Origin of the sequence: Paenibacillus sp. FSL R7-0340, from assembly GCF_038002205.1 — a bacterium.
Taxonomy (GTDB): Bacteria; Bacillota; Bacilli; order Paenibacillales; family Paenibacillaceae; genus Paenibacillus; species Paenibacillus polymyxa_B.
Map to the genome: position 1 here is coordinate 2,720,935 of NZ_JBBOBY010000001.1, position 24,136 is coordinate 2,745,070.

The 24,136-nt window shown below is 44.7% G+C and carries 19 protein-coding genes; 8 read left to right on the forward strand and 11 right to left on the reverse strand.

Annotation, left to right across the window (positions count from 1 at the left end):
• The first annotated feature begins 108 nt into the window (after positions 1 to 108).
• From MKX59_RS12085 to hydG, 3 genes are all read left to right on the forward strand, one after another.
• Positions 109 to 1,725: an alkaline phosphatase gene (locus MKX59_RS12085; RefSeq protein WP_053325646.1), complete on the forward strand. Its 1,617-nt coding sequence runs from the start codon at positions 109 to 111 to the stop codon at positions 1,723 to 1,725.
• 256 nt (positions 1,726 to 1,981) lie between these two features.
• The gene (hydE, locus tag MKX59_RS12090) at positions 1,982 to 3,034 is read left to right on the forward strand and encodes a [FeFe] hydrogenase H-cluster radical SAM maturase HydE (RefSeq protein ID WP_226887778.1); all 1,053 of its coding nucleotides are present in this window, start codon (positions 1,982 to 1,984) and stop codon (positions 3,032 to 3,034) included.
• A gap of 49 nt (positions 3,035 to 3,083) precedes the next feature.
• Positions 3,084 to 4,496, forward strand: a complete 1,413-nt coding sequence (gene hydG, locus MKX59_RS12095) for a [FeFe] hydrogenase H-cluster radical SAM maturase HydG (protein ID WP_013310651.1) — start codon at positions 3,084 to 3,086, stop codon at positions 4,494 to 4,496.
• 147 nt (positions 4,497 to 4,643) lie between these two features.
• Here hydG and hydF read toward each other — a convergent pair whose 3' ends face one another.
• The 8 genes from hydF to MKX59_RS12135 all read right to left on the reverse strand — a co-directional run bounded on the left by hydF (position 4,644) and on the right by MKX59_RS12135 (position 14,001).
• Positions 4,644 to 5,897 (reverse strand): [FeFe] hydrogenase H-cluster maturation GTPase HydF, encoded by a 1,254-nt coding sequence (gene hydF / locus MKX59_RS12100; RefSeq protein ID WP_071558569.1) that lies wholly within the window; start codon positions 5,895 to 5,897, stop codon positions 4,644 to 4,646.
• Positions 5,884 to 7,332, reverse strand: coding sequence for an aspartate ammonia-lyase (locus tag MKX59_RS12105; protein ID WP_076159271.1), 1,449 nt, complete (start codon positions 7,330 to 7,332; stop codon positions 5,884 to 5,886). The genes hydF and MKX59_RS12105 overlap by 14 nt, the downstream gene beginning before the upstream one ends.
• Positions 7,329 to 7,919: a 4Fe-4S dicluster domain-containing protein gene (locus MKX59_RS12110; protein ID WP_028540676.1), complete on the reverse strand. Its 591-nt coding sequence runs from the start codon at positions 7,917 to 7,919 to the stop codon at positions 7,329 to 7,331. The genes MKX59_RS12105 and MKX59_RS12110 overlap by 4 nt, the downstream gene beginning before the upstream one ends.
• Positions 7,920 to 7,984: 65 nt before the next feature.
• A complete protein-coding gene (locus MKX59_RS12115; protein ID WP_023989099.1) occupies positions 7,985 to 9,490 on the reverse strand; it encodes a [FeFe] hydrogenase, group A in 1,506 nt (501 codons plus the stop codon).
• 32 nt (positions 9,491 to 9,522) lie between these two features.
• On the reverse strand, positions 9,523 to 10,173 hold the full coding sequence (locus MKX59_RS12120; RefSeq protein WP_023989098.1) for a 4Fe-4S dicluster domain-containing protein: 651 nt from the start codon (positions 10,171 to 10,173) through the stop codon (positions 9,523 to 9,525).
• Complete coding sequence (gene fdhF, locus MKX59_RS12125) at positions 10,170 to 12,332, reverse strand: formate dehydrogenase subunit alpha (RefSeq protein WP_028540678.1); 2,163 nt, start codon at positions 12,330 to 12,332, stop codon at positions 10,170 to 10,172. The genes MKX59_RS12120 and fdhF overlap by 4 nt, the downstream gene beginning before the upstream one ends.
• 127 nt (positions 12,333 to 12,459) lie before the next feature.
• A complete protein-coding gene (locus MKX59_RS12130) occupies positions 12,460 to 12,825 on the reverse strand; it encodes a hypothetical protein (RefSeq protein ID WP_013310644.1) in 366 nt (121 codons plus the stop codon).
• A gap of 630 nt (positions 12,826 to 13,455) precedes the next feature.
• Positions 13,456 to 14,001, reverse strand: a complete 546-nt coding sequence (locus MKX59_RS12135; protein ID WP_071558571.1) for a TetR/AcrR family transcriptional regulator — start codon at positions 13,999 to 14,001, stop codon at positions 13,456 to 13,458.
• Positions 14,002 to 14,203: 202 nt separating this feature from the next.
• On the opposite strand from MKX59_RS12135, the gene MKX59_RS12140 reads away from it, so the two are divergent.
• Positions 14,204 to 15,256 (forward strand): ketopantoate reductase family protein, encoded by a 1,053-nt coding sequence (locus MKX59_RS12140; protein ID WP_071558572.1) that lies wholly within the window; start codon positions 14,204 to 14,206, stop codon positions 15,254 to 15,256.
• A gap of 68 nt (positions 15,257 to 15,324) precedes the next feature.
• Here MKX59_RS12140 and MKX59_RS12145 read toward each other — a convergent pair whose 3' ends face one another.
• Complete coding sequence (locus MKX59_RS12145) at positions 15,325 to 15,750, reverse strand: MaoC family dehydratase (RefSeq protein ID WP_023989095.1); 426 nt, start codon at positions 15,748 to 15,750, stop codon at positions 15,325 to 15,327.
• A gap of 319 nt (positions 15,751 to 16,069) precedes the next feature.
• Between MKX59_RS12145 and MKX59_RS12150 the strand changes: the two genes are divergently transcribed.
• A complete protein-coding gene (locus MKX59_RS12150; RefSeq protein ID WP_076264852.1) occupies positions 16,070 to 17,488 on the forward strand; it encodes a helix-turn-helix transcriptional regulator in 1,419 nt (472 codons plus the stop codon).
• 412 nt (positions 17,489 to 17,900) lie between these two features.
• On the opposite strand, the gene MKX59_RS12155 is transcribed toward MKX59_RS12150, so the two are convergent.
• Complete coding sequence (locus tag MKX59_RS12155) at positions 17,901 to 18,884, reverse strand: discoidin domain-containing protein (RefSeq protein WP_340858437.1); 984 nt, start codon at positions 18,882 to 18,884, stop codon at positions 17,901 to 17,903.
• Positions 18,885 to 19,460: 576 nt separating this feature from the next.
• On the opposite strand from MKX59_RS12155, the gene MKX59_RS12160 reads away from it, so the two are divergent.
• Entirely contained in the window at positions 19,461 to 19,568 is a 108-nt protein-coding gene (locus MKX59_RS12160) for a sporulation protein YjcZ (RefSeq protein WP_196233322.1), read from the forward strand.
• A 234-nt stretch (positions 19,569 to 19,802) separates the two neighbouring features.
• Here MKX59_RS12160 and MKX59_RS12165 read toward each other — a convergent pair whose 3' ends face one another.
• The gene (locus MKX59_RS12165; protein ID WP_256703639.1) at positions 19,803 to 21,281 is read right to left on the reverse strand and encodes an FAD-binding protein; all 1,479 of its coding nucleotides are present in this window, start codon (positions 21,279 to 21,281) and stop codon (positions 19,803 to 19,805) included.
• A gap of 604 nt (positions 21,282 to 21,885) precedes the next feature.
• Here MKX59_RS12165 and leuC point away from each other — a divergent pair.
• Complete coding sequence (gene leuC / locus MKX59_RS12170) at positions 21,886 to 23,310, forward strand: 3-isopropylmalate dehydratase large subunit (RefSeq protein WP_013310634.1); 1,425 nt, start codon at positions 21,886 to 21,888, stop codon at positions 23,308 to 23,310.
• A 20-nt stretch (positions 23,311 to 23,330) separates the two neighbouring features.
• The gene (leuD, locus tag MKX59_RS12175) at positions 23,331 to 23,933 is read left to right on the forward strand and encodes a 3-isopropylmalate dehydratase small subunit (protein WP_013310633.1); all 603 of its coding nucleotides are present in this window, start codon (positions 23,331 to 23,333) and stop codon (positions 23,931 to 23,933) included.
• The last annotated feature ends 203 nt before the right edge of the window (positions 23,934 to 24,136 follow it).

A 24,136-nucleotide genomic window follows, 5' to 3' on the forward strand; every position in this document is an offset into this window, starting at 1 on the left:
TCCAGAGAGCATCTTTAATATAGTTAGACAATCCCCTTAACATTCTCCTGACAAAGTATGATTAGACTTAGTTCTGATTGTACAATAAAGTGTCTGGGAGGAAATTGAATGCTAAAATGTTGGGGGATACATACGAAAAAATCGGTGGCAGCACTCGTAGCGACTATCATGCTAGCAGTAAGCGGTGGGACGGCGATGGCAGTCGAAAAGGACACGTCGATTAAAAACGTAATTATTTTGATTCCAGACGGTATGGCTAATGACGCCACTGCACTGGCTAGATGGTACAAAGGATCTTCCTTAACGTTAGACAGCATGGCAAGCGGCATGGTGCGTACGCATTCTGCGGATGCTCCAATTGCCGATTCTGCTCCAGCGGGTACTGCTTTTGCCACAGGACATAAATCTCATACTGGGTATGTAGGCGTCCTTCCTGATGAAGCGACAATGCCCGGACAACAACCCATTGCAGCGGGTGACGCCAAAAAGCCTGTAGCTTCCATTCTTGAGGCTTCCAAGCTGGCAGGGAAATCGACTGGAATTATTGCGACTTCGGAGATTATGCATGCGACACCAGCTGATTTTACCGCACATTATCCTGATCGTAAAAATTATGATGCACTCAGCATGCAGCAAGCCTACAACGGGGTTGATGTAGTGTTAGGTGGAGGCGGCAAGTTTTTGGAGGCAGCAGGGCGTAAAGATGGCCAAGATTTGGTAGCCCAAATTAAAGACCAGGGTTATGACTTTGTCACGACACCTGAAGGGTTGAAAAATTCGACCTCCAGCAAGCTCTGGGGTAGCTTTTCTCCTGAAGCCCTTGCGTATAACCTGGATCGCGATGCATCCAAGGAACCTAGTCTGGCAGAAATGACATCGAAAGCCATTGATGTGTTGTCCAAAAACGATAAAGGCTTCTTCTTAATGGTAGAAGGCAGTAAGGTGGATTGGGCCGCCCATGCAAATGATCCAACCGGAATTATTAGTGACGTGCTTTCGTTTGACGATGCAGTGAAAGTTGCTGTGGATTACGCCAAACAAAACCAAAATACAGTCGTCGTAGCAGTGACAGACCACGGAAACGGTGGATTGACGATTGGTAGCAGCGATACAACTAGCAATTATGACAAAACACCTTTAGCTTCTTTTATAGACCCGCTGAAAAAAGCGAAGCTGACGGGTGAGGGCTTGGAAGCCAAGCTGAATGCAGATCGCAGCAATATTAAAGAGGTGCTTTCCACATATTTTGGCATCACCGATTTGACAGACGAAGAAGTAAAAACCATTAAGGATGCCAAAGAAGGAAGCATGAACTATGCTGTCGGACCGATCATTAGCAAACGTGCGAATATTGGCTGGACTACAGGCGGACATACAGGAGGCGATGTCGTGTTGTACACGTATGCGCCGAACGGAGACCGTCCAACCGGTGTAATCGACAATACAGATGTTAATAAATATATGACACGTGTACTTGGACTGGATTTGGATACGGTCAGCAAGCAGCTTTTTGTTCCTGCAAAAGCCGCTTTTGAAGCTAAAGGAGCCAAGTTTTCTGCGGACACGAAAGTTATTACAGTGACCAAAGGCAGTAACAAGCTGGAGCTTCCGGTATACAAAAATGTCGCTACGTTGAATGGTAAAAATACCACGCTCAACGGTGTAGTTGTATTTAACGGCGTTGATTATTTTGTACCCCAGCAGGCGATTGATTTGATTCAGTAATAAGCAGAACCATCGACAAGGGCTGTTTCTTCCATTAGAGGAAGAGACAGCTTTTTTGTGTGTTGATATAAATGTGTATTTTTTGGGGCAGAAGTTGGAGGAGGTTTTTATAAAATGGGATTTTTTGTGAAACTAATCACGTTACATCCTCTCCGATATTGCTAGAATAATACATGTACGGTACAAGCCGCTGATGATGTGAAGTCCGGATGGACGAGGGAAGAAGGGATGAGTCACGGACGAATTATTACTGCGTTTGGCTGACGGCAAGGAATGGACGCATATGGAAATGATGGAGCTGCTGACACGTCTGGATGATGAGCCAACGCTTCGGGCTCAACTGCGCCACCTGGCAGCTCGCACCAAATTGGAGCGCTATGGCAAAGGTGTTTTTTTACGGGGATTAATTGAATTCTCCAGTATATGTCGTCAGGACTGCATGTACTGTGGGCTGCGCGCTTCGAATAAACAGGCAGATCGTTACCGTTTGCAGCCAGAAGAAATTCTGGCCTGTTGTGCGGAGGGGTATGAACTCGGTTATCGGACCTTTGTGCTGCAAAGTGGGGAAGATTACTGGTTTACAGCAGCACGGCTGACGAAATTGATTCGCGAAATTAAAAGCCGTTTTGCGGATGTGGCGGTTACACTGTCCATCGGTGAACGGGATGATGAAACTTATGAGCAATTATACGAGGCGGGCGCGGACCGTTTTTTGCTGCGGCATGAGACAGCTTCCCCCCGTTTGTACGCCAAGCTGCATCCGACGATGACGATGGAAAGCAGGCGCAGCCGTCTGCTGGCTTTGCAACGAATCGGCTTTCAGATCGGGGCCGGATGTATGGTGGGGTTACCAGGACAAACGAATAGTGAATTAGCAGACGATTTGGTCTATCTGCACAGCCTGTCACCAGATATGATCGGAATTGGCCCCTTTTTACCGCATAGCAACACGCCGCTTCGGGATGCCAGTCAGGGGAGCATGGAAAAGGCACTCGATATTATTTCGTTATCCCGATTGGTCGTTCCAGATGCACTTATTCCGGCGTCCACGGCAATGGGAACGATTCATCCCCAAGGCAGGGAGAAGGCGCTTCAGGCAGGGGCCAATGTGGTGATGCCCAATTTGTCGCCACTAGCGGTGAGACCTAAGTATGCGATTTATGAGAATAAAATATGTTTGGGCGATGAGTCTGCCCAATGTCGACATTGCTTGGAGCTGCGAATCCGTGGAGCAGGATTTGAAGTCGATATGGGGCGTGGCGATAGTTTGAGGGTGCAACGACAGCTTATGAGACAGGAAACTTTGTGAGGCCATAACGGAAACATTGCAGTAACCATAAATAAGGAGATGGGTATACGTGAGTGGAGTACGGGAGAAAGTGTCGGCGGATTTTATTAATGAAGCAGAGATTATGGCAGCAGTGGAGCAGGGGAAACAAGAGGCAACAGATCGACACCGTATTTTAGAAATTTTAGAAAAGGGGAGAGCCTGCCGGGGACTGAGTGCGAGTGAAGCGGCGGCTCTTTTGCATGTGGATGATCCTGAATTATTGGAAGAGATGTTCAAATCTTCGAGAGCAGTCAAAGAACAAATTTATGGCAACCGGATTGTGCTGTTCGCCCCTTTATATGTAAGCAACCACTGCGTGAATAACTGCGAATATTGTGGTTATAAACATACCAATGACAGCTTTACTCGTAGCCGTCTGACACCGGAGGAATTGGTGGAGGAGGTTAGAGTGCTTCAAGAACTGGGACACAAGCGGCTCGTGCTGGAAGCGGGGGAAGACCCAGTCCATTGTCCCATTGACTATATCGTCGATTGTCTGCGCCAGATCTATGAGGTCAAGGTAGATAACGGCAGCATTCGGCGGATCAATGTGAATATTGCATCCACAACCGAGGAGGACTATCGGAAGCTGGCAGAGGTGGGCATTGGTACGTATATTTTATTTCAGGAAACGTATCATCGGGAAAGCTATCGTAAATTCCACCTGCAGGGACCAAAGCGGGACTTTGATTGGCACACCACCGCAATGGACAGAGCCATGCGTGCGGGTATAGATGATGTGGGGATCGGTGTGTTGTACGGTCTGTATGATTTCCGTTATGAAACCGTAGCGATGCTGAAACATGCCGAGCACTTGGAAGAAGCCTTTGGGTGTGGCCCTCATACGGTTTCAGTTCCACGATTGCGTCCGGCTGAAAATGTAGACCTGGAGCGATATCCGTACCTGGTCAACGATGAGGATTTTATGAAAATTGTATCCGTTCTTCGACTGGCTGTCCCTTATGCTGGTATGATCCTGTCCACACGCGAGGAGCCGGAATATAGGGACCGCGTCATTGGTCTAGGCGTGTCGCAGATTAGTGCAGGTTCAGCTACAGGCGTAGGGGCATATGCAAAACAGGAAACTGATGATAAGCCTCAATTTGAGGTAGGGGATCATCGCTCACCATCGGAAATTATTAAAAGTTTGTGCCGTGGTGGATATATGCCGAGCTACTGCACAGCTTGCTACCGTGAGGGGCGAACTGGAGATCGTTTCATGGAGCTTGCCAAATCAGGACAAATTCATAATGTGTGCCAGCCGAATTCGCTGCTAACCTTCCAAGAATATCTGCTGGATTATGGGGATGAGGAGGCGCGTGAACTGGGAGCTGCCGCTCTGCGAGAGAATTTGGAGCGTATACCACGTGAATCGACGCGCCGTTTGACGCTTGACAGACTGGAGCGACTGGAAGCAGGCGAACGTGATTTGTATTTTTAGCAATTTATATTATTCGTAGTATCATTTCACACTATGAAAATTCTCATGATTTATAATAGAACTTGAAAATAAAAAGCAGTCGCGTTGGAATCAGCGCGACTGCTTTTGTGCGTCTGGAAAAAAATATTAATGATGAGATGAGGTCTTTTAGGAATAACTGCCGGCTTCTACAGCTTGCTCCCATGCCAGCATAGCAGATGGGAAGCATTCAATAGCACGGGGAAAGACCCCCTGTACATAAGCGATGAAAATACCATAGTTCACAATCGGCACTCCGGCAGCTTTCGTTTCCGACATTCGATGAAGCATCGTACGCCGATTGAGCATGCATGCACCGCAATGAATAACCAGTGCATATTCGCTCAGATCATCAGGGAAGCTGGAGCCGGATGCATGCTCGATGATGAGACGTTTGCCTATCGTTTGGCGGAGCCAGCGAGGAATTTTCACTCGACCAATATCGTCAGATTGGCATTGGTGAGTGCAGGCTTCGGCAATGAGTACGCGGTCTCCATCCTTGAGGCGATCAATGGCTCTTGCACCTCGTACCAGTTCGTCCAGATCGCCTTTATGACGGGCAAACAGGATGGAAAAAGAGGTGAGAGGCACATCCTTGGGCGTGTCGGCCGCTACTTTCATAAAAACCTGTGAATCGGTGATGACCAAGCGAGGCTTGCGTCCCAATCTCTCCAGCGTCAATCGTAGTTCATGTTCTTTGGTCACTACGGCGATGGCATCGCTCTCTAGTGTATCGCGGATTGTTTGCTGCTGTGGCAGGATCAATCGGCCTTTTGGTGCAGCTTTGTCGATGGGAACGACCAGCACAACAACATCGCCGGGTGACAACAGGTCACCGACGATACGGAAACGATCCTCGTTTTGGGGGAGTGTATTAGTGATAGCCTTTTTCAGTTCCGTGTCTCCCCGGAGCAAAGATGCACTGAAAGGAATTAGGGTGAGATCCAGTTCAGTTGCCAGCTTTGTAGCCGTTTTATCTGATTCAGTAAGGGTATCTATCTTATTCAATACCCCAATAACAGGAATCTTTTTGGTGCGGAGCTTTTCGAGTAGCTCATGCTCGAATGGTCCGACTCCAACGGTAGCGTCGATAACGAGCAGGGCCAAGTCTGTACTATTAAGTATTTCTAGCGTTTTGTTGCGGCGCAGCTCCCCGATCTCACCCTCATCGTCCAGTCCGGCGGTATCCACCAGAACAATGGGACCCGCTGGGAGCAGCTCCATCGGTTTGAAAACGGGGTCCGTGGTCGTTCCTCCTACAGGAGATACCACAGCGACGGGCTGACCCGTCAGGGTGTTCAGAATGCTGGATTTGCCTGCGTTGCGGCGACCGAGCAGGACAATATGTGGTCGGTTGCTACGAGGGGTATCATTCATTCCCATGGTGAGTTCCTTCTTCCTGCCCCGGAATTCCGGGTTTGGTTACTGTATAGGGATGGCATAATTGGTCAATCCTCGAACGGGTCAGTAGGCCGCGATCTTCTGCAATATCCTCTGGTGTGCGACCTTGCACAATGGCTGCAGATGCAATGGAGGCAGCTTCATCATAGCCAAGCTCCGCGACCAGCGCAGAAGCCATCACGGCTGAGTTACGCAGATTTGTAGTGCAGCGTTCCTCACGCACGATCAGGCCGCGTACGCATCTTTCCTCGAATAGTCGAACCGCGCTGTTCAGAATATGTAGCGATTCCAGCAGCGATTCGGCAATCAGCGGCAGGAATGCGTTTAGTTCCAACTGACCGGAGGCAGCGGCCATAGTGATAGCCGCATCTTCGGCTATCACACGCATGGCTGTTAGTCCTGCCATTTCAGCTATTACCGGATTGACCTTGCCAGGCATAATAGAGGATCCGGCCTGAACTGGAGGCAGCGTGTATTCGCCAATACCACCGAAAGGACCAGAGGCCAGTAGGCGAAAATCGCCAGATATTTTGTACAGATTCACGGCGGCTGATTTGAGTAGACCGGACACCTCCACAAAGACATCCATATTTTGAATCGGGTCCATCGGGTGGTCGCTGCGACTCAGTCCAAAACCAGTCTCATCCGCCAGCTTTTCGACCATCCGATAGCTGTAAGCGCGGGGCGCGTTCATACCTGTGCCAATCGCCGTGCCTCCAATAGGGATTTCCCGCAGCCGCTCTTCAGCTTTATAGAGACGCCAGCGGTCGCGCGCTATAGCCTTTGCGTAGGCACCAAAGCCCTGCCCGGCCATCATGGGCAGGGCATCCATTAGCTGAGTGCGGCCTAGTTTGAGCAGGTCAGCATATTCCGTTTCTTTGTGCTGTAAAGCATCCTGTAACGAAGACATCGTGTCACATAAAGGCCGAAGCAGCCGTATTGCTGCAATTCGTAGCGCTGTGGGATAGACATCATTCGTAGACTGGCAGCAGTTCACATCATCCAGAGGATGTATAATCTCATACTGCCCTGGTCTGCCTCCTAGCTGTACGATGGCCAAATTAGCAATGACCTCATTTACATTCATATGGGTACTGGTGCCTGCGCCGCCTTGCATGGCATCCACGGTAAACATATGTTGGTGCCTCCCGGCGAGTATTTCGTCGCAGGCATTTACAATAGCAGAGGCCCGTTGGGCAGGGAGCCGTTTCTGCTCACCATTCACTTGAGCGGCTACTTTTTTTACCAACACAAGAGCGTGGATCAGGTTTTGGTTCACGGGTCTGCCACTGACCGCAAAATTGTTCATCGCGCGTGCGGTGTGAATACCGTAAAAGGCATCTGCGGGAATTTCCATCTCTCCTAGCGCATCCCGCTCGGTTCGCGTATTTGTAGACAGAGGGAAACCTTCGGTCATAGACCCGTTGCCGGAATGCGTGTCATATGCAGTAGCTGACGTGCACTTGCAGCGCGTTTTTCTTCAACCCGGGCATGAACCAGATCTGGCTCGACCAGCTTGAGGGCTTGTGTTGGACATTTACCAATACAGGCCGGACCGCCGTCCACGCCTTCGCATAAATCACATTTGCTGGCAATCATGCGCTCTTTGGGTTGCAAGCGTCCTGACATATTGGTATACAATCCATCCTGCACGACAGGCTGCCCGTTTCGATACTCGGGTACCATGTTAATCGCGCCGTAAGGGCAGGCGATCATGCAGGTTTTACAGCCAATGCAGCTTTCGCTATTAATGAGAATGCAGCCATCTGCGTTCGTAATAGAGCCGTTCGGACAAGCGTTGGCGCATGGAGCATCCTCACAGTGACGACACTGAACGGGTGCAGTGACCCCAAATGATTTGATAACCTTCAGACGAGGGTGAAAATGAAACTCATCATCCGGCGAGATAAAAGGGTTCTCCGCTGAATGTGCGATGACACATGCGATTTCACAGGTACGACAGCCGATACATTGATCGGGATCAGCTAAAACAAAACGGTTCATACAATTCGACTCCTCTCTAACTTACGACAAAAATAATGTATACAGCATAAAAATAACTTAATGTATTAATGAATGGAGTAATCCGCATCCCCTTTGGTGGAAATAGTGTTGCTGCGGCTTTGCTTGCCGGGCCCCCGTTGTTGGAAGGTGGTGTGCAGCAGATGATGCGACACATGACCCAGCGGCTCACCTAGAAATTCATCATAAAGTTTGATGATGTGAGGGTTCTCATGCGATTTTCGTACCTGGTGTGCAGCATCATGTCCATAAATGGAGGATTTACGTGCACGATAAGCTTCAATTCGTTGCTTTTCTAACATGAGCTTAGGTTGTCCCCCTCCGCTGATACATCCAGCAGGGCAGCCCATCACCTCAATAAAATGATAATCACATTCGCCCGCCTGGACACGATCCAGTAGCTGATAGGCATGTTGTAGCCCGGCGACGACCGCTACCTTGAGCTGCAGCTTGCCTACCTGAACCTCAGCTACTCGAATGCCTTCCTCACCACGTACAAAATCGAGCTGGAGCTTCGGCAGTTTTTCATTTGTCAGCAGCTCGTAACCTGTACGGATGGCAGCTTCCATGACTCCTCCAGTGACTCCAAAAATGGAGCCTGCACCTGAATATTGTCCTAACGGTGAATCGAATTCTTCATCAGGCAGGTTCGCAAAATCAATTCCGCGCTGCTTGATCCAGTATGCAAGTTCACGCGTGGTCAGTACCTCATCCACATCACGGTAACCGTCAGATTCCATTTCGGGACGATCGCATTCAAATTGTTTACAAGTACAGGGCATGATGGCAACGCTGTATATATTCGCAGGTTCCACCTCGTCCAGTTGTGCGCCATAAGATTTGATTAGCGCTCCTAACATTTGCATCGGAGATTTGCAGCTGGATAGATGGTCTAGCAGATCGGGATATTCAATCTCTGCAAATCGGACCCATGCTGGACAGCAGGATGTGAACATGGGTAAGGGACCGCCTTCGGTCACGCGACGAATCAATTCAGTGCCTTCCTCCATGATGGTCACGTCAGCTCCAAAGTTGGTGTCGTATACCCGGTCGAAGCCAAGGCGGCGTAAAGCAGCAGCCATTTTCCCAGGCGTCAAGGTGCCGAACGGCATTCCGAATTCCTCCGCGAGTGAAACACGAATGGCTGGAGCACATTGGACGATCCGAAACTGTCCAGGTTTGGTCATCATATCGGCTACCTTATTCAAGTTGTAGCTATAATAGGCAGCGAATAGTGGCTCTCTGATGTCGGCAGGCATATCGCGTTCTTGGATACGTTCCAGCCGTCTAGCGGCGCCTTCCTGTGAAGATGAACCTGCCCAGTCAGATGCGTATACGCTGCATATTTGTACACATTGACCGCAAATAACACATCGGTCTGCATTAACGGTTTGCGGTTCTCCGGGCAATCCCTCTATGGCATCTACTGGACAAACCCCAGCACAACGTCTGCATCCTGTGCAGAGCGTAGGGTCAATATGAATGACAGGGTCTGTGCAATCAGTCGTCTTCATACAAGGAGGCGAGGAGATCTTGTCTATTGTGGTTGACATGGTTTTCTACCTTTCTGCGGCTGATTTTGGCCTTATAGGCGTGGGAAAAAGACTTCCCGCCGAGGCTCTGGAGGTGAGTCGGATATACCTTTGGCCAGCCGTAGGACATGATTCGGGCAGGCCTCTACACATGCAGGCTGTCCGTTCTCTGTTTCCGCGCACAGATCGCATTTGCTTGCTGCGGTGCGGGGAAGGGCGACTCGATTTGCACGGTGAGTCAGGCCGGACTGCGTTACAACGTGTCCTGCCCGGTAGACCGGAGACACCTCAATTGCCCCGAAGGGGCAGGCCAAAACACAGGAGGTACAGCCGATACATCGTTCCTCATCTATCATGACGACGCCGTCCTCCTGACGAATGGCCTGTACCGGACAAGCATGTGCGCAGGGGGCATTTTCGCAATGCCGGCATTGCACCGGCACATACATTTCCCCTGTACGTACAACATACACCTTGGGTACAACAGGTACGCTGACGGTTCCGACCGAAGCTCCTATGCCGTTAGCCTGACTGTGAACGGCGAAGCACGCCAGTTCACAGGCTTTGCAGCCGATGCACTGTCCGGCGTCCGCGACTACAAAAGAAGAAGCAACAGCGCTTGTTCTACTGGCTGCTCCCATTCTACTCGTCGAAGCTGACCGGGTATCTGTCGGACGGTGCATCATATTCCCTGTGCCGCTCATCTCGTCACCTTATCAGCCAAAACAGCTTCCTGGACGTTCATCTGTCTGCGAATCCGTTGGTACGATTCATGTACATCACGTTCAGCCTGCGCTTGGTCGGCGATCCGTTCCAGACGGATGGCACAGTATTTTAATTCCGGGGTTTTGGATACCGGATCGAGAAAATCAGCGGTCAGCTCGTTGCATGCTCCAACCCACCAGTGATAGGTCATGTAGGTCGCACCTTGTTGCACACGGTCACTGATTTGTGCCCGTGCCATGATGCGTCCCCGGCGAGAGGATATAGCAACAATTTCGCCATCCAGAATATTCAGATCTGCTCCGTCTTCTGGGCTAATCTGAATAAAGCCAGGCTCATCAGACAACTGGCGCAGCGCGCGGCAATTGCCAGTCATGGTACGAACGGAATAGTGACCTACCTCACGGACTGTGGACAAGACAAGCGGGTATTTTGCATCCGGTTGTTCTTGTGGTGGACGCCATTCGCAGGCGAATAATCTGCCTTTGCCACTAGGTGTCGAAAATTGATTTCCTTTATATAAATACGGTGTACCTGGATGATCCTCAGTAGGGCAGGGCCATTGCACGCCGCCTTGCTGCTCCATTTTTTGGTAGCTGGCACCGGAGAATAATGGGCTGAGACTGCGCATTTCATCCCAAATTTCTTCTGTGTTTGCATAGGACATAGGATAGCCCATGGCGGTAGCAACCTCGCTAATAATAGCCCAGTCTGGCTTTACATCACCCTGTGGCTCAACGGCCTTACGGATGCGCTGAAAGCCCCGATCTGCCGAAGAATATACGCCGTCATGCTCACCCCAGGCAGTAGAAGGGAGGATGACATCGGCGTGCAGCGCTGTTTTGTTCATGAAAATATCCTGAACCACGACAAATTCCAATTGGTCTAGGGCTTCACGCAACTCGGCGGCGTTCGGATCGCTTTGTACAGGGTCCTCGCCAAAAATGTAATAAGCTTTCAGCTTGTTCTCCTTCAGAATGAGGTGTGGTACCTCCGTAAGTGGATAGCCTTTTTTACGTGGCAGCTCAACACCCCATGCTTTTTCAAACTTTTTGCGAGCTGTGTTATCTGTTACATCCTGATAGCCAGGATACACATTCGGCAAAGCGCCCATATCACAGGACCCCTGTACATTGTTTTGTCCCCGTACTGGTCCGATACCCACATTCGGCTTGCCCAAATTTCCAGTCAACAGTGCAAGGGAAGCGAGCCCCTTTACCACATCAACGGCCTGTGAAAATTGACATACGCCCATTCCGTACAAAATTGTAGCGGTAGGGGCCTTTGCATATTCCCTCATAGCCGCCCGGATATCGGCCGCCTTGACCCCCGTAATGCCTTCCGCATATTCGGGAGTATATTTTTTAATGCTGTCTACGTATTCGGCAAAGCCTTCTGTGTTTGCTTCAACATATCGTTTGTCGTACAGTCCTTCATGCACAAGTACATGACCAAAAGCGTTCACCAAAGCCATGTTCGAACCGCCCTTTAAGGGTAGCCACATATTCGAAATACGAGCTGTTTCGGTCATGCGCGGATCGCATACAATAATTTTGGCGCCTCTTTGCTTGGCAGCTACAATGCGTCTTGCGACGATCGGATGTGTTTCGGGTGCATTATATCCAAACACGAAAATGAGATCAGAGTGTTCAATTTCAGGAATAGAGTTGGACATAGCTCCATCTCCGAGCGAGTAAGTCAAACCTGCTACAGAAGGGCCGTGGCATACACGAGCGCAATGGTCAATATTGTTCGTGCCAATGACCGCTCGCATGAACTTTTGCATGACATAATTGGCTTCATTACCCGGACCGCGTGCGGAGCCCGTTCCCATAATGGAGTCGGGTCCGTATTTTTCCTTAATTGCTGACAGCCGTTCGGCAGTATATTGAATGGCTTCCTTCCACTCGACTTCCTCCATAACTCCATTTTTGCGAATCATGGGCTTGCGCAAGCGTGCAGTCAGAATTTGCGGGTCATTCAAAAAATCCCATCCATAGTGTCCTTTCAGACACAGTGTTCCTTCATTCGTACGACCACCAGCCGGCTCTGCGCCAATTACCTGTCCTTTTTCCACCAGCAAATGAAGCTGACAACCGCTCCCGCAGTAGGGACATACGGTCAATACCTTGTCTGCCATAAGTGCAGCACCTCTTTTATATGAAATAGATGAAACTCGTAACATAAAAAAAGCCAATACAAAAATGCCGCTTTACGCTGCATCCTGTACTGGCTTATCCGCGAGCGAGGAGACAAGCTCCTTCCCGCTAATCCAACCGGTGTATGTGTTGTAGTTCTAGAGTAATGATAATGTGTCCGTCTCCATGGACGGAGGGGCAGACCTCCCAAGTATAAGTGAAGGGACTGCCGAGTGTTTTTTCGGCTTCGTTCATAAACTCCTTTTCTAGATAGGGACGAAGGACGTCCCAATATTCCCTGACCTTGTCCTCAGCCCCTTCATGAACGAGAATTTCGGACAAATTAGACAATGTACCTCGAATTTCTACCGTAATCCGGAGCGGCGAATCCAGTGAAACCTTGACGTTGTCCGGTCCTTTTCCCCGGTAGTGCTTGACAATACACACGGCCAACTTCCTGATGCGCTCACGGTATTCCAATTCGGTATTCAACATCTGGACACTCCGCTTCGAATCAAAATAAAGGCGTACTTGCCGCGCATGCCAGACAGCCTGTGTAGCTGGTTTAGAACAAGACGTAACCGTCCCGATCAAATTGGTCTGCCCAGCACGGCGTATCACTCTTCTATGGTAGAACAGGTTGACCCGGAAAGATGTGAAATTCATTACACTGAACCAAAATTTTACATAGATTAGACCACTCTTGAAGCAGCTATACCTCTATGGTTTGTATGATGCTTCTCGTTCCATCGTGTTGTTTGTACAGATCCAATACAAAAGCAGTTGAATGACAAGCTATGGGCTGAGATTAGTAAATGGCATTCTCAAAGCCCTCTATACTAAAATAGCACAGTGCGAATCTCAGAGATTTATAGTAAATTATTCATTTATATGATTACAAACGCATCATTCGATCCGTCAAGTCGAAACATGAAACTTTACAGTGCCGCCTGTACTTTAGTTACGGTAAGAAAAAATATGGCAGCATTGATGCTTTTATCGAGAAAAGCTTTGGTTTGACGCTGCAAGAGAAGCAGCACTTGCAGGAGCTACATTTAGAATAGAAGTCATATGTTAATGTTTAGTTGGAATAAAAAAAGCCGCTATATTAGCGACTCATTTAAACTAAATATTCTGATGACCCAGGGAAGAAATGATATGGGCAATAGTTTGCGGGCTTTCCTTACCATTTGACTCGAGCCATTGATTAATGACTCCAATAGAACCGTGAACCATGTAAGTGAAAGAATAGTCCATTGTACATGGTTCCTTCCTGTTTGGTTCTTCTCCATTTCTTTGCACATGATCTTCAAGCAAGACTTGTGATAAAAAATCATTTTTTCCTGTCTCCGAAATTAAGATTTTATACATCGTTTTCTTATCTCGAATGATGTTCAATAGGTTGATCATTGATTCTTCTGTTGCGCAGGGACTGTCTCTTTCTTGTAACGTTTCCATTATTTCTCGATTAAATTCATGTTGCATTACTTCAAATAGTTCATAAGGATCTTTGTAGTGCAGATAGAAAGTGCCACGGTTGATATCTGCCTGTTTACATATTTCAGTAACCGTTATTTGAGGCAATTTTTTTGTTTCTAATAGACTGAGGAAACTCTCTTTAATGAGATCGATCGTATATTTAGTTCTTCTATTATTCTTGACTCCAACCATATGTTACCCCTCTTTTTTCATCTTTTCAACAAACTCAAGCTGAACTGTTGAATTCATAACACTAACTCATGTATTGATTATTGTGATTGCAGAGATGAGTAGATTATACTTACATCGCGACATTAAATCAACACATGTTCATTTGATGATAATGATTAAAAAATATAATTTATTTCAATCATACAAGGAGAGTAAATAAAACATGAAAACCAACTCAAACAAACCCAAAATACTCATTGTGGGCGCAGGAGCTGTAGGGTTTTCTGTTGGATACCACCTTCACTTATCCGGTACTGATATTACCTTTCTTGTGCGAAAAGGACGAAAAGCAACATTCGATTCTCCACAAAAACTATATTGCTATGATGATGCTACATTGAAAAATTTTAGCGATTTTAATGTCATTGAAGATCTAGAAGAAATAAAACCTCAGCAATATCAATTTATTATTATTACATTGGACGGAAATGCTAGTCGAACATCAGAAGGCATAGATATGTTATCCCAAATGGGTGATATCGTACGTGATTCTGCAACTACCGTGATTATGTGTGGGTTTGGAAGTGGCATTCGTGAACATTATCTTCAGGTTATGCGAATTCCGGAAGACCAGTTGCTAAGAGGAATACTGGGTACGCTAAGTCATCAATCCAACGCTATTTTGCCTGTACACAAACCAACGGATCCAAATCAGATTGCCCAAGCCATTGTCTGTTACAAACACCCGACAAACGGCGTTGGGTTTCAAGTCGGGACCAATAATAAAGTGGTAGCAAAGCAATTTATCACACTGTACAATCGCTCTAAAGTTTCACGTTGTGGTCAAGTAAGCCCGGCGATGTTCAATATTTTCTCAAGTGTCGGCTTTCCTGTATACGCCGCTTGCGATATTTTAGGCTGGCCTAACTTCTCGACCGTTGTAGCCAATAAAGAACTTTGGCAACTTGCTTGCCGAGCACAAGGTGAAATAGCAACTCTACCAAAGCATGGTGTTGTCGGTAAAATCATGGGTTTAATGATGGGATCACGCATGACGGCGAAAATACATCTTAAAATGGAACGAGATATGCTTCCGTTAGATTATCAAGCGTTCAATCGTTTTCATCATGGTGGTAAAGTGCGGACTCAGGATGTAGAATCTATGCGAAATTCAGTTGTAGAAGGGCAACGTCAAGGTCGCCAAATGAAGGCTTTGAAGGAATTACTGCAACGTGTGGCTGAACATGAAGCCGCAAGTCAAGCCACGTTAAAATAAAGAGAAGAGGTCCGTGCTAGAATGCATGGACCTCTTCAAACCATTATCAATTGATTTTTTATAAAGCTTTATTGTTTAACCAGAACGGATAAATCCCCTTCAAAAACTTTCTCCTCTTTGTTGTTGAAAGTCGACAGCAATACAGTAACGAGTCCTGTTTCATTCCGCTTCTCTTTTACTCCAATCACTTCAACAATAGTGTACAATTCGTCGCCTGGATACACTGGTTTGATAAATTTAATATTATTCATAGCCGTTCCAGCAATAACCTCATCACCGTAACTGCCTGTTTCAACCCAAAGCTTAAAAGAAACAGCTAATGTTTGAATTCCTGAAGCGATAATTCCATTAAATCTACCTTGCAATGCTTTCTCTTCATCTAAATGCATATATTGCGGGTCAAACTCCCTTGCAAATCTGGTGATATCCTCATTAGTTAATTTTAAAGACTTGGTTTTAAATACTTGTCCGATATAAAATTCATGAAATCGCATTATTGCACCTCTTGATTCAATTATTTGCTTATTTATATTAGAGTAGCATAATATCACCAATCAAGTTAAACTGCCTGTTAGCTTAATGACGTATTGTCAGTCTACAACTTAATATTTCCCTTTAAAATCCGTAGCGTTATAGCAACAAAACTAATTTAAAGAGTCTATCTCAGCAAGTAACCCTCCGTACTTTTGTACAGTCAGATCAATGTAAGTGTTGCAAATCAATAAAAATTATTGACAACTGTTAAATTATGGACAACAATAGAATGCAATAATATATAAATATTGGTACTTCTGTATGGAGGGTGGTTTATCCATGAAAATTACACCCACGATTAGAGCAGAATTGGAACAATATCTTAAACAAGAAGGTTTGAGCATGATGGAGTTTGGGCATATAGCAGGCATGAATAGGGGGATAGTAAGTAGCATAGTGTCAGGCAATAAATCTATGTCTGTTAACCAGATAGATCGCATTACCGAGGCTATGGGTTTACCAGAAGGCTACTTTTACGACCTATTTATAGAAAACTACATCATCGATACCCCCCCGAATATGAGACGAATAGAGCCATTTTTGTATCGTTGTGCGGAATTGGACAAGCTGGATGCAATCCGTCGAGTGGTGGGGACCATTATGGACAACCTACTCTATTCGCCTAAACTATTTGATATGGCAGAAGTGCTAATAGCACAGGGACGACATGATGCTGCATTGCTGTTCTATAAGGGTGTAGCTGAAACGGAGAAGTACCAACATTCTGAACGATTGGCGACCTGTCAGTATCGAATGTTCACGATTCAGGTTGGTGACGATCAAAGCCGTAATCTCAAGGCAGCTACATTGTTCGAGCCTTACATTGAACGTCTGGATGAAATGGACCAACTTGACGCATTAAAGGATTTGGCGAACGTGTACAGGTCTTTGCGTAAGTGGGACAAGGTTGAAGAAATGGCAAGGAAAATGAGAGGGAAAGCGGAAGTACAATATTCCATAAAGCATCAGCAGAAGAGTCGAAAGAACAGCGAGCATGAAAAGGAAACCAGAGGGCCGTTATTTGGATACATTGCTTACGCCGATTTGTTGTGTGCTAGTGTTTGTGAAGCCCAAGGCGATTATCAACAAGCTCTACAGTATACATACGCCTATGCGGATTTAGATTGGGTCAAAGAGACTGACGAAGATACTCAACACTGGGTAAACTTGTTCAGTCAGTGGGCAGAAGGTAACACGTACGTTAATAAGCTCCTGTCTGGAGATGTTACTGTGCTTCAAGATTATGTTGAATATATTGCAGCAACATCAACCGCTAACGAAAATGAGAAACTCTCAAAGCTGTTAAACGTTATGATAGCGGCTAACCGATATGAAATAGATGTGGATGATGTCCTTTCACGTTTTGAAACGAATATTAATTCATTTGCTCAACTCCCAACATCATCTGATATATATACCCAACAAGTAATACCAGACTATTTCGCATGGTTTGGTTACGAAATGGCTCATTATTATTTACATCGGGTGAAATACAGTGATGGCTTTAAATACTTGATGTATGCAATGGTAAAGTCACATATAATAAGTAATGAAACTTACTTTATAAATTGTATTGGTCTGTTTATGCGTTTCCAAGTCCATGCGACTCCTGAAATCAAAACAGAGTTCTCCAATCTAATTGAAAAGGTGTGGTTAAGTAATGTTGAAAAAAATGGCATTGTTAATCGTTGCGAGTAGCTTTTTATTTTTTATAACCGTACCCGCTCACATTCATGATCAGCTTATTCAGACCCTTGTACAAATTGGGGGATTCTAAAGCAAAAGAAAGCTCTGCCGACCATAAGGCTAGCAGAGCTTTCTTCAGTGCGGGAATTACCACACATACCACAGAATAACTATCTTGATGTGATCAGCATGAACCATACATATAAGTATAAGTATTTACATAATTACCCAAGTCACTTATCCTTATTAACATAATTCACCGATATTTTTATAATGAATAAATCTAAAGTAATGCTTTTACAGTAAGGGGATTAATCTCTTAATTGGCCTGTGGAGTCTTCTTTATTATAGAACAGTTTGAATTTAGAGTAGATGAAAAAAAGGACTCCAACGGTTTGTAGCCGCGAAAGAGCCCTTCTTTTGTTTATTTAGTTGAATACTCGCTTACTTCAAAGGTGAGTATTTTGTTGAATATTACATATTCCTTACGGCTGCTGAATGGTCCTTTGTTGTTATTGTGCTTATCAATGGCAAAGAATGAAGAACCTCTACCAGCATCCTTTGCGTCATACCAAGCGATGAAAGCATTCAATTCTTTTTTGCTCAGATCGAATTCTTTGTCAAACCCATTATCCATGGTTACAGTCAGAATAGCGCGGTCACCAGTTGGTTGTGAGGAACCATCTGAATCAGACGAACCAGGTGTTGTAGACGAACCAGGTGTTGTAGACGAACCAGGTGTTGTAGACGAACCAGGTGTTGTAGGCGAACCAGGTGTTGTAGACGAACCAGGTGTTGTAGGCGAACCAGGTGTTGTAGACGAACCAGGTGTTGTGGACGAACCAGGTGTTGTTGACGGATCTGGTGTTGGTGTTACAGGCAAATTATTGTACATCTCAAAGGCCCCAAGTGAAAATAAAGAATTACCATTATTACTAGTGATATTCAAACGGTATTTTTTATATTTTGTTTCATTGGTAAATGAAAATTCTTTTCTCTCTTTTTGGTTCCAGTTAGTAACATTTATTTGTGTATCGAGAATGACCCATGAAACACCGTCCGATCCTTCGAACGTCCACTCTTTTGGCGATTCGTTTAGATTAGATGCACGTGCAGTCAATACATATTTGTTGACAACTACAGGATTTTCAAATTCATAAGCAATCCAGCCAGTCTTAGAATTTGTAGTTGTTGCCCAACCATAATCAGTAGGGTTTCTATCAAACACACTGTATGGTTGATGACCATTACTCCAAGCAGAACTTGCACTTGCAATGCCGGAAGGAGTTGTATTGGAAGTCATCATAGGGATTAGGTTTGTTTCCTCACTTGAGCTAGCGAAAGAAGAACTTGCAAACACTGATGTTAATAGAAAGATAGATAGTAAAGAAAAAAATATTTTTTTCATGTTAAAGCCCCTTTTTGTTTTATTTGCTTAGAAAGCTTACAAAAGTTAAAGAGGAATGTCTAAACATTAATGTCTATATATTCAAATATAAGTTTAATTGTGGATTTAATTTTTTAGAATAATAATGTCTATCTCTGCCGCTCTATAACTGGTAGACTTTTTTGTTTTGCGGCAACACATGTGATACTTCGAACGCCTCGCAATATAGTATTAAGAAGATTTAATATACTTTGGAGGTGTCATAAGTCCAAGTGATAACAGGGGAGCAGGATCACGGGTAAGTCATCAGTTATAAATATGTAGATGGAACAAAAGTGGGATTTATTGTGAAATAAGGATGGGAGACGCCACTGGTTAGCAGACGATTGAGTCTTCTTATACCCATAAAAAATAAATATGCCAATATTTAGATTATATTTGAAGTAAGTGAATACACTAAATAAATCAAAAAGCTCAGCTGACCTTAAATGGTCGGCGGAGCTTTTTTTTGTTAAGAAGCCCTTCCTTTAACCAAAACCTCGCATAGCCTATGGAGTATAGTACCCTAAAGTAAAGGAGGCGTTACGTGTGGGGGAAATGAAAAGAGACTACGAGGGAATCACCGGAAGAGTTTGGACATCGATAGCTGCTGTATTGGCATTGTTCATTTTGCTGGTAATCATCTTGAAATTAATTCATTTATAAAGATTCTTAAGCTCCACCGGCATTTTTTCGAATTGCTGTTTAGCCCTGTACTTTTTATCCTTTTGGTCATAATGACTAAAGCGTGTTGAATTTAATTTCTTGAGCATAGCCACATTAGTTTCCGAGGAATCTATAAGGTTCGCCGTTCGGCCCTAGGCTAATCCATGAGGGTCGCCTCTTTTTGGAATGGTTGGGTGGCACTTTCCATTAGCCAAAAAGGCGACTCTTTTTATCCTATTTTTGGTTACTCAACAAGCCTGACTTTGCTTCAAGATCTTCTATAATTTCCATTGCAACAAAATATCCAAAAAATAATGTTAAAATATCCTCGTATCGTTTTCCTGATCCTCTTGCTCTACTTAATATGATGTTTTGACTTTCTTGTATTTTTTTTCTAAGGAATGATAGAGAAACCACAGGTGGATTGGAAGCGATCAAATCCATCATTAGAGTTGACAACTTTTTCTGAAACTCTTCAATCGGAAAGTCATTATTTTCTTTTGAATACAGATGCATCGTTTCAGGTGGATCTTTAAATGAAGTTTGATATTGAGTATTGAAAACACCTTCATTAGCTATTTTGTCCGCAATTAATTTACCAAAAACGATCCCCGATGCGAATGCTTGCCCAGGGATTCTTCCTATACCAAGATCACCATTAAATTGAGCTTCTCCAGTAGCAAAAACACGATTCAAGTTTATAGCCTCAGCATTAGCATTGATTTCGATTCCTCCTGAAGAATAGTGCATCGTTGGTGTAATTTTAATTCTTTTATTTTTAACTACCTTAGGACTAAATCCATATTTTTTGAATTTTTCATTTAAAACATTTTCATCAGCATGGCTCATATCCAAGTACATGTCTTTTTTTTGTTTGATACATTCAAGTTGGAATTTTAAAATCTCATCAATCATTTCGTGGTAATCATCTCGAGCAATTGCATCACAAATATACTTATCTTTTAATAATTGAACTCCATCCTCATCTATTATTTTCCCTTGACTCAAAGATACAACCCCGCCCAATAAAATTTGCCTTCCGTTATATATAGACCAAGGATGACACATTACTGTAGACATTCCCTTTAATCTTGCACCTATTTTTTTAGCTAAGATAAGCGTTTCACCAGTTGAACCCGGCGAATTATCATTGAAACAGAATTGTCCTGCATATCCTCCCGTAGCTAATACCAAATAATTTGTAAATATTCTGATAAATTGATCTGATTGTGTGTCATAAAATATTGCGATAATTCCTTGATCGTACTTTTCCAAATGAATCAAAATTTTATTACACATCGGTTGTTCAATATGTTGTAACAAACAATTGATTAATTTCTTTCCCCCATGTGATTTAATCAAACATTCAGGCATGATACCAAAGGATGTTTTCTCATAAGGAATTCCTAATTCTTTGAAGAAATTTATAATTATGTTGGAATTCCTATATAGCGCTTCAATTACTGATCGATCTGCTCCACATTTATCAATAGTAAGATTAATAATATTGTTAACTTCATTCTCTGATGGAACCCGAGTATTTGCGGCTGAAAGAAAGGAGTTGCTTTGTTTGGGTGCATTCTTTTTTGTTACAATCGTGTACTTAATATTATTTTTCGACAAATAATAAGCAGCAGTAAGCCCTGAGATCCCCGTACCGACAATCAAAATTGGAGTGTAGTTTTCAACGGATATTCCATTTTGTTTCATCATTCCAACTCCCTTTTAGGATGTGAATGTTATCTTCGGCTGAATCTCGTAGTCAGTTTTCTATTTGTTGCAACAAAACGCATCATGATGATATTCATAAAATTCTTGCTCCGTTGTTAATTGCCTGTAATTTATATCAAATTATATAACTATATTTCGTTTTATACTTTATATAGTTATTAAGAGCTAACAAAATCAAATACGAACAGTTTTGCAAAAGTAGAGGAAAAAAAGAACCATTATAGCAATCGCTAAGATGATTCTTATTACGATTTCCAATATCCTTGTTACCAACGAAGAATGGAATCCAAAAAAATATTTTCCTAATTGTACAAGTTTATTCCTTATATTGTCAACATTATCTGAGAATATATAATTGACTCAGCTTTCGCAGTATGAATATTCAAACAAATCCTTAATGTAATAACTGGCAGTACCTTAGAAAAGGCGACAGAGTTCATAGTATCCATCCTTATAGCCTTAACCTATCACTTCTATAGATATCATATCTTAGACCAATCAAACATCCCGTGGTATATTGTTGACATTCAAGAGAGAGCCGTTAGCTTCTCTCCACTAGGTTCGAAAAACACAGGGGTGAATAATGATGAGTAAAAAGACCATGTTCGAGAAAATTTGGGATAACCATGTCATCTATCAGGAAGCGGGAAAGCCGAGTATTTTGTACATTGATCTTCACCTCGTACATGAGGTAACATCGCCGCAGGCGTTTGAGGGATTACGTCTTAGCGGACGTCAGGTACGTCGTCCAGAGCTTACGTTTGCAACGATGGATCATAACGTGCCGACTAAGGACCGTTACAATATTACGGACCCGATTTCCAAGCAGCAGATTGATACATTAACTCAAAATTGCCGTGATTTCGGTGTTACACTGTATGATCTGGATACGGTGGATCAAGGTGTCGTTCACGTTATGGGGCCTGAACTTGGTCTGACTCATCCGGGCAAAACGATTGTTTGTGGTGATAGCCATACCTCCACACACGGGGCGTTCGGAGCACTCGCTTTTGGTATCGGAACCAGTGAGGTAGAGCACGTAATGGCAACACAATGTCTCCAGCAAGCTAAAGCCAAAACGATGGAAGTTCGCTTTGTAGGCCGCCGCAAACCTGGTGTGACAGCAAAGGACATGATTTTGGGTGTCATTGCCAAATACGGTACAGATTTCGCCACAGGTTATGTTATTGAGTACACAGGTGAATCTATCCGCGAATTGAGCATGGAAGAGCGCATGACTGTGTGTAACATGTCCATTGAAGGCGGAGCCAGAGCAGGAATGATTGCACCGGACGAAACCACCTTCAATTACTTGCGTGGACGTCAACATGTAGCACAAGGAGCTGCTTTCGAGCAAGCGGTTGCTGAGTGGAAAGAGCTTGTCACAGATGAAGGCGCTGAGTTTGATGTCGTGCTGGAGTTTGACGTAGATGCTTTGATTCCGCAAGTAACCTGGGGCACCAGCCCGGGGATGGGTACAGATATTTCCTCAACCGTACCGATTCCGGCAGAACTGCCAACCGAAAACGAACGTAAAGCAGCTGAAAAAGCGCTTGAATATATGGATTTGAAGCCAGGTACTCCGATCACGGATATTGCGATTGATTATGTGTTTATCGGCTCCTGCACCAATGGGCGGATTGAAGATTTGCGTGCAGCCGCTGAGGTTGCCAAAGGTTACAAGGTTTCTGACAAAGTAACGGCCATCGTCGTACCAGGTTCGGGGCGTGTGAAAATTCAGGCTGAAGAAGAAGGGCTGGACGTCATTTTTACAGAAGCAGGATTTGAGTGGCGTGAAGCGGGATGCAGTATGTGTCTTGCGATGAATCCAGACGTACTGCAACCGGGACAGCGTTGTGCATCGACTTCTAATCGTAACTTTGAAGGTCGTCAGGGACGCGGAGGACGGACTCATCTGGTATCTCCAGCAATGGCAGCCGCTGCGGCGATTCATGGACATTTTGTTGATGTACGGGATTGGAAATTCAAGCAGGAAGAAGTAGTCCGCTAGGATACAGAGGAGGAATTACGATGGAAGCTTTCACAACATTAAAAGGAATTGTAGCACCTGTGGATCGGGTGAATGTGGATACAGATGCTATTATTCCTAAGCAGTTTTTGAAACGAATTGAACGTACGGGCTTTGGACAGTTTCTGTTCTACGAGTGGCGGTTTGATGAAGCGGGCAATATCAATCCTGAATTTGAACCGAACAAGCCTCGTTATGCAGGGGCGTCTGTGCTGATCTCTCGCGCTAACTTTGGCTGTGGCTCCTCACGTGAGCATGCGCCGTGGGCGATTATGGACTATGGGTTTCGTTGCGTAATTGCTCCGTCTTATGCGGATATCTTCTATAATAACTGTTTTAAAAACGGTATATTGCCGATCAAGCTGTCTGAAGAGCAAGTAGAGGAATTGTTTCAGCGCACGGCGCAGCATGATAACTACCAATTAAACATCGACCTGAATGATAAAACGATCACTGACGATTATGGTCTGAAAATTGAATTCGATTTGGATGAACATCGCCGCCAGTTCCTGCTGCAAGGCTTGGACGATATTGGCCTGACACTCCAGCATGAATCTGAAATTCTGGCTTATGAACAAAAACGTGCTGCGAAACAAGGCGCATAGGGTTAATTCCCAGTTCAGTTTCAATACGTAGTCATATAGCTAGCTCATTTGTTAGACAGAAAGCCCGTACTGGCATTACTTTTGCCTGCGGGCTTTTATCATGCTCAAAAAATAAATTGGAAAATAAGGGGTTGACGGTTCGACTCAGCATGGTATTGTAAATGTAAAATGATTGAAGGACTGTGTCTGTGAGAAATACCAAA